The 14,369-nt window shown below is 60.4% G+C and carries 13 protein-coding genes and 2 pseudogenes; 7 read left to right on the top strand and 8 right to left on the bottom strand.

Annotation, left to right across the window (positions count from 1 at the left end):
• Nucleotides 1–65: 65 nt before the first annotated feature.
• The 4 genes from inhA (at nt 66) to AACY02_RS13865 (ending at nt 4,261) form a co-directional block, all read left to right on the top strand.
• Nucleotides 66–752 (top strand): isonitrile hydratase, encoded by a 687-nt coding sequence (gene inhA, locus AACY02_RS13850; RefSeq protein WP_339432434.1) that lies wholly within the window; start codon nt 66–68, stop codon nt 750–752.
• A 243-nt stretch (nt 753–995) separates the two neighbouring features.
• Nucleotides 996–1,787, top strand: a complete 792-nt coding sequence (locus AACY02_RS13855; protein WP_339432435.1) for a CPBP family intramembrane glutamic endopeptidase — start codon at nt 996–998, stop codon at nt 1,785–1,787.
• Between the two features lie 101 nt (nt 1,788–1,888).
• Entirely contained in the window at nt 1,889–3,454 is a 1,566-nt protein-coding gene (locus tag AACY02_RS13860; protein WP_339432436.1) for a methyl-accepting chemotaxis protein, read from the top strand.
• Nucleotides 3,455–3,787: 333 nt separating this feature from the next.
• On the top strand, nt 3,788–4,261 hold the full coding sequence (locus AACY02_RS13865; protein ID WP_339432437.1) for a hypothetical protein: 474 nt from the start codon (nt 3,788–3,790) through the stop codon (nt 4,259–4,261).
• Between the two features lie 67 nt (nt 4,262–4,328).
• On the opposite strand, the gene AACY02_RS26010 is transcribed toward AACY02_RS13865, so the two are convergent.
• The 3 genes from AACY02_RS26010 to AACY02_RS13880 are packed head-to-tail and all read right to left on the bottom strand — an operon-like array spanning nt 4,329 to nt 5,547.
• Entirely contained in the window at nt 4,329–4,607 is a 279-nt protein-coding gene (locus AACY02_RS26010; protein WP_445261952.1) for a DUF6124 family protein, read from the bottom strand.
• A complete protein-coding gene (locus tag AACY02_RS13875; protein ID WP_339432439.1) occupies nt 4,604–5,059 on the bottom strand; it encodes a DMT family transporter in 456 nt (151 codons plus the stop codon). The genes AACY02_RS26010 and AACY02_RS13875 overlap by 4 nt, the downstream gene beginning before the upstream one ends.
• Nucleotides 5,060–5,061: 2 nt before the next feature.
• Entirely contained in the window at nt 5,062–5,547 is a 486-nt protein-coding gene (locus tag AACY02_RS13880) for a DMT family transporter (protein ID WP_339432440.1), read from the bottom strand.
• 112 nt (nt 5,548–5,659) lie between these two features.
• Here AACY02_RS13880 and AACY02_RS13885 point away from each other — a divergent pair, with 112 nt between their 5' ends.
• Nucleotides 5,660–6,595, top strand: a complete 936-nt coding sequence (locus tag AACY02_RS13885; protein ID WP_339432441.1) for a LysR family transcriptional regulator — start codon at nt 5,660–5,662, stop codon at nt 6,593–6,595.
• A gap of 123 nt (nt 6,596–6,718) precedes the next feature.
• Here the strand turns inward: AACY02_RS13885 and AACY02_RS26015 are convergent, their stop codons facing one another.
• The 3 genes and pseudogenes from AACY02_RS26015 to AACY02_RS13895 form a co-directional block, all read right to left on the bottom strand.
• Nucleotides 6,719–7,540, bottom strand: a complete 822-nt coding sequence (locus AACY02_RS26015) for a methyl-accepting chemotaxis protein (protein WP_401135169.1) — start codon at nt 7,538–7,540, stop codon at nt 6,719–6,721.
• Between the two features lie 84 nt (nt 7,541–7,624).
• Nucleotides 7,625–8,401, bottom strand: a pseudogene (locus AACY02_RS26020) (cache domain-containing protein); the annotation flags it as partial.
• Nucleotides 8,402–8,534: 133 nt separating this feature from the next.
• Entirely contained in the window at nt 8,535–9,851 is a 1,317-nt protein-coding gene (locus AACY02_RS13895; protein ID WP_339432443.1) for a Na+/H+ antiporter family protein, read from the bottom strand.
• Nucleotides 9,852–11,250: 1,399 nt separating this feature from the next.
• Between AACY02_RS13895 and AACY02_RS26025 the strand changes: the two are divergent.
• Both AACY02_RS26025 and AACY02_RS26030 read left to right on the top strand, forming a co-directional pair.
• Nucleotides 11,251–11,397, top strand: a pseudogene (locus tag AACY02_RS26025) (HAMP domain-containing protein); the annotation flags it as partial.
• Between the two features lie 102 nt (nt 11,398–11,499).
• Nucleotides 11,500–12,255, top strand: coding sequence for a methyl-accepting chemotaxis protein (locus AACY02_RS26030; protein ID WP_401160353.1), 756 nt, complete (start codon nt 11,500–11,502; stop codon nt 12,253–12,255).
• A gap of 132 nt (nt 12,256–12,387) precedes the next feature.
• On the opposite strand, the gene AACY02_RS13905 is transcribed toward AACY02_RS26030, so the two are convergent.
• Together AACY02_RS13905 and AACY02_RS13910 are read right to left on the bottom strand one after the other, a co-directional pair.
• Nucleotides 12,388–13,701, bottom strand: coding sequence for a sensor histidine kinase (locus tag AACY02_RS13905; RefSeq protein WP_339432445.1), 1,314 nt, complete (start codon nt 13,699–13,701; stop codon nt 12,388–12,390).
• Nucleotides 13,698–14,366, bottom strand: a complete 669-nt coding sequence (locus AACY02_RS13910; RefSeq protein ID WP_221732956.1) for a response regulator transcription factor — start codon at nt 14,364–14,366, stop codon at nt 13,698–13,700. Before AACY02_RS13910 ends, AACY02_RS13905 begins: the two co-directional genes overlap by 4 nt.
• Nucleotides 14,367–14,369 lie beyond the last annotated feature (3 nt).

Here is a 14,369-nt window from a genome sequence, read left to right on the forward strand (position 1 = left end):
GCGTATACGCCAGAACCTACGCGCCTACAGTAAAGCCGTCCACCCCTTCAATGGAGAAAAACACCATGACGTTGCAGATCGGTTTTCTATTGTTCCCGCAGGTTCAGCAACTCGACCTGACGGGCCCGTATGACGTGCTCGCTTCGCTGCCGGATGTGCAGGTGCACCTGATCTGGAAGGATCTGATGCCCATCACCGCCAGCACCGGTCTGCTGCTCAAACCGACCACGACGTTCGAAGACTGCCCGGATCTGGATGTGATCTGTGTGCCGGGCGGTGGCGGCGTCGGGCCATTGATGGAAGACGAGCAGACCCTCGCGTTCATTCAACGCCAGGCCGCCCAAGCGCGTTACGTGACCTCGGTGTGCACCGGCTCGCTGGTACTCGGCGCCGCCGGTCTGCTGCAAGGCAAGCGCGCCACCACGCACTGGGCGTACCACGAGTTGCTGCCAACCTTGGGCGCGATTGCGGTGAAGGAACGGGTGGTGCGTGACGGCAATCTGTTCACCGGGGGCGGAATTACGGCCGGGATCGACTTTGCGCTGGTGCTGGCGGCTGAACTGGTCGATGCCGAAACGGCACAACGGGTGCAACTGCAACTCGAATACGCCCCCGCACCGCCGTTCAGCTCCGGCTCTCCTGACACCGCACCGAGCGCAATTGTCGACCAGGCCCGTCTGCTCGCCGCGCCATCGTTGAAGCTGCGCACAGAAATTACCGAACGCGCAGCGGCAAAACTCAACCTGCGCTAATCCCTCTGCCCCCCGGTGGAATACAAATCCCCGGTGGGAGCGGGCTTGCTCGCGGAAACGGTGTATCAGTCGACACATTCATTGCCTGACCCACCGCCTTCGCGAGCAAGCCCGCTCCCACATTGGGATTTGTGTTTGGCCAATGGCTTTGGTGCTGTCCCGGTTTCTCACTTCACCTTCACTTGTCCCCCGCCGCCCGTCCGTGTAGAAAGCCCCTCCACACCCTCTGCACAAGGACCCTCCATGAAGTCTCTGCCATGGTTCTATCTGGCACTGCTCGGCCTCGGCTACGGATTGGCGCTGAGCCTCGGCCAACTCGGCTGGCTGGCATTGATCTCGATCGCGCTTCTGTTATTCGCAGGCTTCGCCGTACGCCAGCAGCAGGTGCCGGTCGGACGTTATCTGGGGCATGGTCTGTTCATTGTTTTGGCCGTGGCGCTGGCCCTGCACTGGCTGCCCGGCTTCTATAACGGCCGGGCCATCGCCCCGCAACGCTTCACCGACAACGCCGTGCCGTTTTCGATGTACCTCAATCTCGACAAACCGCTGATCGGTTTCTGGCTGTTGCTGGTGTGCCCGTGGATTGTCGCGCGGCGGTCGTTGCGCCTGACGGTCTACGCCACTGTTTTGGCCCTGACCTTGAGCGTCATTCTGGCTTTGGGCGGCGCGATGTTGCTCGGCGTGATCGCCTGGGCGCCGAAATGGCCGGATCCGGCGTGGCTGTGGGTGTTGAACAATCTTCTGTTGGTGACACTGGTCGAGGAAGCGTTGTTTCGTGGCTATATACAGGGCGGTCTGAGCCGACACTTCAAACACCTGCCTTATGGCGAAAACCTTGCCCTGCTAGTGGCTTCATCACTGTTTGCACTGGCGCATATCGGCGCAGGCTGGACATGGGTGTTGCTGGCGGGTTTGGCAGGTGTCGGCTATGGTCTGGCCTACCGATTTGGCGGACTCGGTGCGGCGATCGCCACACACTTCGGACTGAACCTGCTCCATTTCGGCTTGTTCACTTATCCGATGCTCGCTGGCTGAAGCAAGAGCCGTTTTGCGACGCCGTACTTAAAACTGAAAAAAAACTTCAATAAAAAGCTGACAGCGCCGACAACCTTTCAAAGCCTTGCGGATTGAAAAACATGCGTAACAACCAGCCCATTACACAACGCGAACGGACCTTTCCGGCTCAGCAACGGTTGATTTCCACAACCGACGCCAAAGGCATGATCACCTACTGCAACGACGCTTTCGTCGAGATCAGCGGGTTTTCGCGTGAAGAATTGATCCGTGCGCCGCATAACCTGGTCCGTCACCCCGACGTGCCGGCGGCGGTGTTTTCGCACATGTGGGGCACACTGAAACAAGGCTTGCCATGGATGGGCATTGTCAAGAATCGCTGCAAGACGGGCGACCACTACTGGGTTAACGCCTACGTGACGCCGGTGTTCGATGGCAGTCAAGTGATCGGTTACGAGTCGGTGCGGATCAAACCCACTGCCGAACAGATCCGCCGTGCCGAAGCGCTCTACCAACGCATCAACCAGGGCAAGTCGGCGATCCCTTCCAGCGATAAATGGCTACCCGTGCTGCAAGACTGGCTGCCGTTCATTCTGGTCAGCCAACTGAGCTTCGTGATCGGCGCGACCCTGAACTCGCACTGGGGCTTTGCCCTGGCGGCCGGTTTGTCGGTGCCGTTGGGCCTGATGGGCCTGCAATGGCAGCAACGCGGGCTCAAACGCCTGTTGCGCCTGGCCGAGCAGACCACCTCCGACCCATTGATCGCACAGATGTACACCGACAGCCGTGGCGCCCAAGCGCGTCTGGAAATGTCGATCCTCAGCCAGGAAGCACGCCTGAAAACCTGCCTGACCCGACTGCAGGACACCGCCGAACACCTGACCGATCAGGCCAAGCAGTCCGACGCTTTGGCGCACAACAGCTCCAGCGGCCTGGAACGTCAGCGCGTGGAAACCGAACAGGTCGCCACCGCCGTCAACCAGATGGCCGCGACCACGCAGGAAGTGGCCAGCCATGTGCAGCGCACCGCCGACGCTACCCAGGAAGCCAATCGCCTGACCGGTCGCGGTCGTGACATCGCCGGTGAAACCCGCGAAGCCATTCAGCGCCTGTCCGTTGTCGTCGGGGAAACCGGTCTGACCGTGACCCAACTGGCCAAGGACAGCGACGAAATCGGCGGCGTGGTCGACGTGATCAAAGGCATCGCCGACCAGACCAACCTGCTGGCGCTCAACGCCGCCATCGAAGCGGCCCGTGCCGGCGAAATGGGCCGTGGTTTTGCCGTCGTGGCTGACGAAGTGCGCCAACTGGCGCAACGCACCAGCGAATCCACCGGGCAGATCCACACCCTGATCGCCAAATTGCAACAGACCGCCAGCAGCGCCGTGCAGACCATGGAAGCCGGGCATCGCCAGGCCGAAGAAGGCGTGGCACGGGTGCTGGAAGCGGATCAGGCTCTGGTGGGCATCAGCGAGGCGGTGGCCAACATCACCGACATGACCACGCAGATCGCCGCCGCGACCGAAGAGCAAAGTGCGGTGGCTGAAGAAATCAGCCGCAACATCAGCAATATCTCGGAACTGGCGGATCAGACCTCGGAACAGGCGCATAACTCGGCGCTGCTGAGTGAAGAGCTGACCAAGACTGCCAATACGCAGTATTCGTTGGTGGAGCGGTTTAACCGCTGACAATCAAAAGATCGCAGCAGCCTCTACACCGATCTCTGGAGCTGCCGAAGGCTGCGGATTTTTGATCTTGCTTCATTAAAAAACCCGGACAGCGAAAGCTTCCGGGTTTTTTATTGTGGTGAGACCTACCCCAACCCTCTCCCCCAAGGGGGTCTGGTCAAACGATCCTGGACCGTGTATCTCGCGACCTGGACATTTGTACTCAGCGCCCACACTTACGCGAGGTCGTCCAGCTGTCAGGTTTTACAGTAGACACGCGTCCATAAAATCACCATCAATGGGCACTCAGGTGTTTTCGCCGGTCTTTGTTCATTCCCCAAGAAGGATTTCATCATGAGCGCCAAGTGCATTTTCATCCCGAAGCAAAACAGTGTTCAGCCCGCCACCCATGATTTTCACTGGAGTTTCAACGCGGGCCCAATCTACGCTCAAGACAGCTCGTTTCACTACAGCGTCTTCCCGCCGACCGGCAAAGAAAGTTGGGTGTTTAGCGGTTCGACCGGGACGGGGGAGGAGGAAAACTATTTCGCCTTGCTTTTGAGCGTGCCTTACCTGGACGAAGACTTGATGGAGTACACCTACAAACTGAATGACGGCCAAGGGTTGCATGTTTCCCATATCCATTCGATACCGGCCCCACCGGGTTTCACGGGATTCGCAACTGTCGATGCCGATGATGCGGAGCTCACGATCAGACTGGATCGGAAAACAGGCACGGTCACCGGCAATTTCACCGCAACATTCAAATCCGCTGGGTATCGCTTAAAGCCGGACGGCACTTTCAAACTGACAAGAACCGATCAATAAATCAGCATCAGACATTACGGTTTATGCCCGATGAGCGGGGCAAGCGCCCCACTCATCATCTTCGCCGCTATGACGGCAAACGGAGTTTATCCAATAGCCGATTGACCGACAGTTCGTTCAGCATGATCACCTGTTGCAGCGCCAGTAGCGGTTTGCGCTCCGGGCCGCCCACCGAGCTGGCGATATTGCCGGCCATGGCATGGGCGTTTGAAAGCGACTCGCAGGCCTCGACGCGCGGGGGTTCGTCATCCAGCGTGGGGGCGACGAGATAGACGGGGCGAAACCTGGGCGAGCTTGGCAGGGTCGCCAGGTCTGCGGGCTTGAGGCAGTAGACACTCCCAATCAGTCAGAACCCCGAACACTGCTGCGATACATAAACACCAAAGCCAACCCCAAACAAACCATCGCCAACATCCGGTTAGCGGACAAATCGATAGCCGGGTTACCAAGCCAGCCAAAGTTATCGATCAACATCCCCATCCCGAGCTGCCCGACAATTACCGCCACGGTCGCCACCGCGGTACCCACCCGAGGCACTGCACCGACCATCACGATCATGTACACCACGCCAAACAACGCACCGCTGAGCTGCCATTTCGGCACGTCGAGCAAACTCACCGCGTGGGCCGGTTCGAAGAACACAATCAGCAACCCGGTAACCAGCGCACCCACGGCAAACGTCAGCAAACTACTGCGCAACACCCCAACGGTTTCACCCAGACGCCCATTGATCGCAGCCTGAACACTCAACACCGCGCCCGCTGCAACCACCACGGCCAACAAAATAATCAGATTCATCATCAACCCCGAGCAATCAAGACAAGTGCCGCGACAATCAGCAGCAGCGCCAGCCAACGTTCACCGTTGACCTTTTTACGAACCGCGCCGAACCAGCCAAAGTGGTCGATCAACACACTCTTGCCAACCTGCCCGGAGAGAATCGCGATCATGGTCATGGCGATGCCGATGTGCGGGGTCGCCAGCGTCAGCACCACCACATAGACCGGTCCGAGAACACCTCCGATCAACTGCCAGCGCGGCAATGTGTTCAACGCCGGCCCTTGTTGCTGGCCGCTGAACAACAGGAGCAAAAACAGAATCGCCGAGCCCACGCCGAAAATGCTCAACGTCGCCCACAAATGCCCCACCTGCACACCCAACGGCCCGAGCAACCCGGCCTCTACCGACAACCCCATCCCCGCCAAAATCACCAGCGGCAGCAACAACAAGCGCAACCCCGGTCTGACCGCCGGCGGCGCAACACTCACTTCATCCAACGTCTGCATCACAAACATCCAGGCCAATAAACGATGGCGCGGATTATCGGCTGGCGCCGCTGTGCGATAAATGGGAGCATCCGGACAACACTTTTGCGCAATACGCACAGCAGGGCACCGCATGCACGGGCTTAACGAACTGGGATTCAAAGCGCTAAGGCTATTTGTGGCCGTACTCGACCAAGGCAGTTTCTCCGAAGTCGCCCGCCGCGAAGGCGTGGCGCCCTCATCGATCTCTCGGCAGGTCCAGTTGATGGAGCAGGCGCTCAACCAGCAATTGCTCTACCGCCACACCCGGGCGGTTACGCCAACCGAAGCCGGACGCATGCTCGGCCATCATGCGCGGCTGGTGCTGGTGCAACTGGAAGAAGCCGAGCAGGCGTTGCAGGAACAGCAAAGCGAACCCACGGGCCTGGTGCGAATCAACGCCCCCGTGGTGTTCGGCCAACGCCATCTGACGCCGTGGCTCGGTCAGTTATGCGCGCGCTATCCGAAGCTGCAACTGGATATTCAACAGACTGACCATTACGTCGATCCGCTGCAGGAAGGCGCCGATTTGCTGTTTCGCATCGGCCCTTTGCACGATTCCAGCATGCAAGCGCGGATTCTGGCGCCGCATCGATTCCAGGTCGCCGCCAGCCCCGCTTACCTCAAACGCCACGGCATCCCGCAACATCCGGATGATCTGGCGCAGCATCAGTGCCTGGCCTACAAAGGCGCGACCGGCCAACAGCGCTGGTTTTTTCGCCGTGAGGGGCAAGACTGGACGCCGTATTCGGTCAAAGGCCCGATCACCGGCAACCACGCCGACACCCTCACGCAAGCCGCCGAGCAAGGGTTGGGGCTGGTGATGTTTCCGTCATGGCTGATTGGTGAGGCGGTGCGCGAAGGCACGCTGGTACCGGTACTGAGGCAATATCAGGTCTCCAACAGCCTGGAGCCGCAGCAGATTGCAGTGCTGTGGCCGGGGAGCCGTCGGCTGTCGGTGAAGGTGCGCACAGTCATCGACTTCTTCATCGAATGCTTCGGCGAAATCCCCTATTGGGACAGACCTTAAGCCCTGCACAAAACCCAATGTGGGAGCGGGCTTGCTCGCGAAGACGGTGTGTCAGAGACACAAATACTGAATGTCACGACGCCTTCGCGAGCAAGCCCGCTCCCACAGGTTATGTGTAGCGTTCTAGATACGGAACTGCCCGACCAGTTTGCCCAGTCGCTGGCCCAGATCCGCCAGGCTGCGTGAAGTCTGCGCCCCCAACTGCGTTTCATCCGCCACGTTATCCACCGCCACCGCAATCTGATGCACGCTGCGGTTGATCTCTTCGGCCACCGCCGTTTGCTCTTCGGCAGCGCTGGCAATCTGCGCGTTCATCGAGTTGATTGTCGCAATCAACTCAGCCATCGCATCCAGCGAAGCCCCGGCCTGATTGGCCTGCACCGAGGTGCCATCACCTGCCTCACTGGAACGGCGCATGGCCTCGACCGCCGACTGCGTCCCGGCCTGCAGGCGATCGATCATCCCCTGGATTTCCTGCGTACTGATCTGCGTACGACTGGCCAGCGCCCGCACTTCATCGGCCACCACCGCAAAACCGCGTCCGGCCTCACCGGCCCGCGCCGCTTCAATCGCCGCGTTCAGTGCCAGCAGGTTGGTTTGTTCGGCAATCGAGCGGATCACCCCCAGCACGCCGACAATCGACGACACGTCCTGTTGCAGGCTGTCCAGCGACACGCCACTGCTGCGAATGTCGTCCACCAGCGCATGAATCTGCTTGATGCTGCCGGCCACCACGCGCTTGGCGCTCTGGCCTTCCTCGTCGGTCTGCTGGGCAGCGACTGCAGCGTTTTGCGCACTCTTGGCGACTTCCTGCGCGGCAGCGGACATTTCGTTGATCGCCGTGGCGACCTGATCGGTCTCGTGGCGCTGACGCTCCATCGCTTGATCCGAGCGCTGCGCCTGATCGGACACCTGCGTCACCAACCCGGTCAGTTGCGTGGTCATCTCGGTGATCTGGCGCACCAGACCATGAATCTTGTCGACGAAACGGTTGAACGAGCCGGCCAGTTCGCCGAGTTCATCCTGGCTGGTGATGGTCAGTCGGCGAGTCAGGTCGCCCTCGCCCGCCGCGATGTCATCGAGGTTGGCTTTCATCAAGTTCAGGGGACGCAGAATGGTGTTGGCCAGCAACATCCCCGCCACGGCGATGAGCAACAGCATCACCACAGCCACACCCACGATGCTCAGCACCACGCCTTGCATACGTTCCTGCACCTTGGCTTCGACCACCTCCACCTGCGCCTCGATGCCGTCAAGGTTGACCGAAGAACCGACGGCCATGTCCCACTTCGCCAGGTATTCGGTGTAGCCGAGTTTCGGCACCAGCACCTTGGCATTGCCTGGCAGCGGTGAGCTGTATTGCAGATAGTGGGTGCCGTCCTTCGCCACACTCACCAGACCGCGGTTGACGTAGACGCCGTTTGGATCGCGGTTGTCCTTGAAGCTTTTGCCTACGCCTTCGGGATCATTGGCCTTGAACAGGCGCACGGTCTGGGAGTCGTAACCGAAGAAGTAGCCATCCTTGCCGTAGCGAATACCCGACAACAGTTTGATCGCTTGCGCACGCGCCGCTTCATCGCCGGGAGCGGAGGCGTCGTATAAAGGCTTGATCGCGGTCATGGCCACGGCGACGTAACTTTGCAGCGTGGCTTTGGCGTCGCTGAGCAGACGCTGGCGGGTTTCTTCGACTTCCTTGCTGGCCTGATCCTGAAGGATGAACAGCGTGGTCAGGCTGATCACCAGCGCAAATAGCAACACCGGAAGAACGGCAAGGGAAAGGACTTTAGCCTTGAGACTCAGGCGCATGGGGGGCTCACTCTCTTGGTTTTATTGGCGTGGTTAAAGGCTTTAACGGCACGCCAGATCAAAAGTTGAGCAAACGATTCAATCCCCCCCTGTGGGAGCGGGCCTGCTCGCTCCCACAGGGGGATTTGTGGTGTTACAGAACCATCGCCCCGATCCAACCGAACGCCAGCAGTGGCAGGTTGTAGTGCAGGAACGTTGGCACCACGGTGTCCCAGATATGGTGATGCTGGCCGTCGATGTTCAGGCCGGAGGTCGGGCCCAGCGTCGAGTCCGAGGCCGGTGAACCTGCGTCGCCCAGTGCACCGGCGGTGCCGACAATGCACACGGTCGCCAGAGGGCTGAAACCCAATTGCACACACAGCGGCACGAAAATCGCCGCCAGAATCGGCACGGTGGAGAACGACGAGCCGATGCCCATGGTCACCAACAAACCCACCAGCAGCATCAGCAACACACCCACGCCCTTGCTGTGGTTGATCCATGTTGCCGACGATTCGACCAGTGTCTGCACCTGCCCGGTGGCCTTCATCACTTCGGCAAACCCGGAGGCGGCGATCATGATGAACCCGATCATCGCCATCATCTTCATGCCTTGAGTGAACAGGTCATCGGTCTCGCGCCACTTGACGATACCCGAGGCCGAGAAAATCAGAAAACCGGCCAGCGCCCCGATAATCATCGAGTCCAGCAACAACTGAACGACGAATGCCGCCGCAATCGCCACACCGGCCATCATCAGACTCAGCGGGTTGTACTGCACCGCCACTTGCTCGACCTGCTCGATTTTCGCCAGGTTGTAAACGCGCTTCTTGCGGTAGCTGACGAAAGCCATCGCCAGGCCGAACACCATGCCCAATGCCGGAATACCCATGGCGTGGGTGACATTGATGCCGCTGATGTCGACACCGCTGCGGGCAACGTTGGCCAGCAGGATTTCATTAAGGAAGATGTTGCCGAAGCCCACCGGCAGAAACATGTACGGGGTGATCAGACCGAACGTCATCACGCAGGCAATCAATCGGCGATCCAGTTGCAACTTGCTCAGTACATAGAGCAGTGGCGGTACCAGCAGCGGAATAAACGCGATATGGATGGGCAGGATGTTCTGCGAGGCTATCGCGACCATCCACAGCATGCCGATCAGCAGCCATTTGACGTTGCCGCCGTCGGTCGAATGCTGGCGGTCAACCATTACCAGAACCTTGTCGGCCAGTGCGTGGGCCAAGCCGGACTTGGCAATCGCCACCGCGAAAGCGCCGAGCAACGCGTAGGACAACGCCACCGTCGCCCCGCCGCCCAGACCGCTATTGAACGCCTTGAGCGTGGCATCAATGCCCAGACCGCCGGTCAGACCGCCGACCAGCGCACCGACGATCAGAGCGATCACTACGTGCACGCGGGACAGACTCAGGATCAGCATCACGCCGACTGCTGCAATCACTGCATTCATTTCACTACCTCAAAATCACTGCGGTGCAACAGCCACCGCCAGACAGGATGAGCCCGCCCACGGAGCACCGGCGGATTTGCAAAGAGGGTCTTATTAGAAGGGCGCGCACTTTGCCGCAGAGTGGCAGCGGTGTCAAAGCCTCCAAACCCGCCAATGGCTGTGACAATCCGCCCTATTGTGTTTTAAGGATAAAGAAAGCCGATTCGCGGCCGCTACAGTGCAAAGTCTCAGATATTTATCGAATAAGGACGTCTCCATGTCGCTCAGACAACTTTCCATCCAATGGAAAATCACCCTGCTCGCCGGGCTTTGCCTGGCCGGTATCGTGACCCTGTTGGTCGGTCTTTCGCTGTACCGCATGGAGCACAGTTCCGAACTGGTGAAGGCTTCAAGTATGGAGATGCTCACCGAGTCGGCTCAGGCGCGCATCGAATCCCAGGGAGAAGTGCAGGCGGCGGGCATTCGCCAGCAGTTCATGGACGCCTATCAATACGGCCACGGTTTCTCGCGACAGGTGTTGTTCCTGCGTGAACAGGCAGAAAAGCGCTTTCTCGATGCCTTCGACCTGCGCGAAGACATGACCCGTCAGGTCAAGTCCGCGCTGCAAGCCAATCCGGATCTGCTTGGCCTGTCGCTGGTGTTCGAAGCCAATGGGCTGGACGGCAAGGACGAACTGTTCGCCGGGCAAGCGGAACTGGGCAGCAACGACAAGGGCCGCTTCGCCCTGTACTGGTCGCAGCCCGTACCTGGCAAAGTCACGTCGATGGCGTTGCCGGAAAGCGACATGGCCGATACCAGCACCGGCCCCAGTGGCCAAGCGGCCAACGCTTGGTTCACCTGCCCGCGCACGACCCTCAAGCCCTGCGTGATCGAACCGTACTTCTACGTGATCGACGGCCAGAAGGTGCTGATGACCAGCATCGTCTTCCCGCTGATGGTCAACGGCAAGGTCATCGCTTCGCTGTCGGTGGACATCAACCTCAACAGCCTGCAAGCGATCAGTCAGGGCGCGAGCAAAAAGCTCTATGACGGCCAGACCGCCGTGAGCATCATCAGCCCCGCCGGCCTCCTCGCCGGTTACAGTCCGGACGCCGGCAAACTCAGCCAGCGCCTGGACGCCGTCGATACCACCAGCGGCGCCGAACTGCTGCGCCTGCTCGCCTCCAGCAGCAGCGTCAGCAGCCTGCACAGCAAGGGCCTGTTGAAAGTGCTGTCGCCGTTCCAGCCGATCCCGGGCGGGCCGTCGTGGGGTGTATTGCTCGATGTGCCGGAGAAAGTCCTGGTCAGCCGCGCCGAAGCACTCAAACAACAACTGGATGCGAGCAACACCTCGGGCACGCTGATCGAACTGAGCCTCGGCGTGCTGGCCGCGCTGGTCGGCCTGTTGTTGGTGTGGCTGATGGCGCGCAGCGTGACCAAACCGATCCTCGGCGTGGCGCACATGCTGGAAGACATCGCCAGCGGCGAAGGTGATCTGACCCGGCGCCTGGCCTACGACAAGAAGGACGAACTCGGTCAACTGGCCGGTTGGTTCAACCGCTTCCTCGACAAGTTGCAGCCGATCATCGCCGAAGTGAAACGCTCGGTTCAGGACGCGCGCAACACCGCCGACCAGTCCTCGGCCATCGCCTCCCAGACCAGTGCGGGTATGGAGCAGCAGTACCGCCAGGTCGATCAGGTCGCCACCGCGTCCCATGAAATGAGCGCCACCGCCCAGGACGTCGCCCGCAGCGCCGCCCAGGCCGCTGAAGCCGCCAAGGATGCCGATCGCGCGACCCGTGAGGGCCTGACGGTGATCGACCGCACCACGGCGAGCATCGACACACTCGCCAGTGACATGAGCGCTGCGATGGTCCAGGTCGAAGGCCTGGCCGCCAACAGCGAGAAAATCGGCACGGTACTGGAAACCATCCGCGCCATCGCCGAACAGACCAACCTGTTGGCACTCAACGCGGCCATCGAAGCCGCCCGCGCCGGTGAAGCCGGACGCGGTTTCGCCGTGGTGGCTGACGAAGTACGCAACCTCGCCCGCCGCACGCAAGAGTCGGTCGAGGAAACCCGTCAGGTCATCGAGCAGTTGCAGAACGGCACACAGGATGTGGTGGGTTCGATGGGCAACAGCCATCGTCAGGCACAGGGCAGTGTCGAGCAGGTGGGGCAAGCGGTGACAGCGTTGCGCCAGATTGGCGATGCGGTGACGGTGATCAGCGACATGAACCTGCAGATCGCCAGTGCGGCGGAAGAACAGAGCGCCGTGGCTGAGGAAATCAACAACAACGTGGCGACGATTCGTGATGTGACCGAGTCGCTGTCCGGGCAGGCGAATGAATCGGCGCGGGTGAGCCAGTCACTCAATAGCCTGGCCAATCAGCAGCAGGGTTTGATGGATCAGTTCCGGGTCTAAGGCTCACTGCACAACGCAATGTGGAAGCGGGCTCGCTCGCGAAAGCGGTAGTTCAGTCGACATCTTGATTGACTGACCCGCCGCCTTCGCGAGCAAGCCCGCTCCCACAGTGGTTTTATAGCGACCTGCGGTTCAGCGCCGGGGCAACTCGATCACCACCTTCAACCCGCCCCACTCGCTTTCGCCCAGCACCAACAACCCACCCCACGTATCGACGATATCCCGCACGATGCCCAGCCCCAGACCATGCCCCTGCGTCTGCTCATCAAGCCGCGTCCCACGGCTGAACACTTGACCCCGTTGCGCTTGGGGTATGCCCGGCCCGTCATCCTCCACGCTCAGGGCAAAGCCATCAGTACGCTTGATCACACGGAGACGAACCTCGGCATCCGCCCATTTACAAGCGTTGTCCAAGAGGTTGCCGAGCAGCTCCAGCAGGTCTTCCCGATCCCACGGTAATTGCAGCCCCGGTGGCGCTACGTAACTCAACGCCAGATGCTCGCCGTGGATCATGTTCAGGGTCGCCAACAGTCCCGGCAGTTCTGCGTCACAGTCAAACAACGCTCCCGGCAGCGCATCACCGGACAATCGCGCACGGTTGAGCTCGCGATTGAGCCGCTGCTGCACTTGCTCCAGTTGTTCCTTGAGGATCTTGCGCAACTCGGGATGGCCATCGAATTTTTCGCTCGCCGCCAGACTCAACAGCACCGCCAATGGCGTTTTCAGGGCATGCCCCAAGTTGCCCAGTGCATTGCGCGAGCGTTTCAGGCTGTCTTCGGTATGGGCGAGCAAATGGTTGATCTGCGCCACCAACGGTTCGAGTTCAACCGGCACCTGATCATCGAGTTGCGAACGCTGGCCCTGCTGCAATTGGGCGATCTGTTCACGCGCCTTTTCCAGCGGTCGCAAGGCACGGCGCACGGTGAGCCGTTGCAAAAACAGAATCAGCAACAGCCCGAGCACGCCCAAACCCAGTCCGATCTGGCGCATGCGCTGAAAGCTTTCGCGCACCGGGGTGTAATCCTGGGCGACGCTGATCGAGATCGACTGGCCCAGCCGTCGATAGTCCGAACGCAACACCAGCAACTGCTGCCCGTCCGGGCCCAACTGCAGATTGCTGTGCAGGCCTTGGTGTTCGAGCTGCGGCAGGTCCTGATCCCACAACGAACGGGAACGCCAGTGACTGTCGGCAAAATCAATGCGGAAATAGTGCCCGGAGAACGGTCGCTGATAGGCCGGCGACAGGTGCCGCTCATCCAGCTGCAAGCCTTGCGGGCCACGCACCAGCGCCACCAGCAGGCTTTCGCTGTCGTTGCGCAAACCGGCCTCGAGATAGCGCTGCAATCCCACCTCGAACAGCCACAGACTGGTTTGCGCCAGCACCACGCCGACCACCACCAGCACGCTGATCAACCCCAGGCTCAAGCGGCGCTGGATTGACCTCACGACGCTTGCCCGCCGAACAGGTAACCCTGGCCGCGACGGGTTTCGATCACGCTTTTGCCGAGCTTGCGGCGCAGGTGATTGACGTGGACTTCAAGAACGTTGGAATCACGCTCGGTCTCACCGTCGTAGAGGTGTTCGGCGAGGTGGCTTTTGGAGAGGATTTGCTCGGGGTGCAGCATGAAATAGCGCAGCAAGCGAAATTCGGCGGCGGTCAGTTGAATGTCGGCGCCGTCGCGAACGACACATTGGCGACCCTCATCCAGATGCAGGCCGGCTGCCTTTAGCGTCGGCTGGTTGGCCTGGCCTTTGGAGCGGCGCAACAACGACTGAATGCGCAAATAAAGCTCTTCGGGATGAAACGGTTTGGTCAGGTAATCGTCGGCACCGGCCTTCAGGCCTTCGATGCGCTCGGCCCAGGAATCGCGTGCCGTGAGGATCAGCACCGGCACCGCCAGGCCCCCGGCACGCCATTGCGCCAGCACCTCTAGCCCCGGCACGCCAGGCAAGCCGAGGTCGAGGATGATCAGGTCATAGGGTTCGCTGCGGCCCTGATACACCGCATCACGACCATCTGCCAGCCAATCCACTGCGTAACCTTGGCGTTGCAGGCCGGCGAGCAACTCGTCGGCCAGCGGTACGTGGTCTTCCACCAAAAGCAAACGCATCGA

It is taken from the genome of Pseudomonas sp. EA_65y_Pfl2_P78 (assembly GCF_963970495.1).
Taxonomy (GTDB): Bacteria; Pseudomonadota; Gammaproteobacteria; order Pseudomonadales; family Pseudomonadaceae; genus Aquipseudomonas; species Aquipseudomonas baetica_A.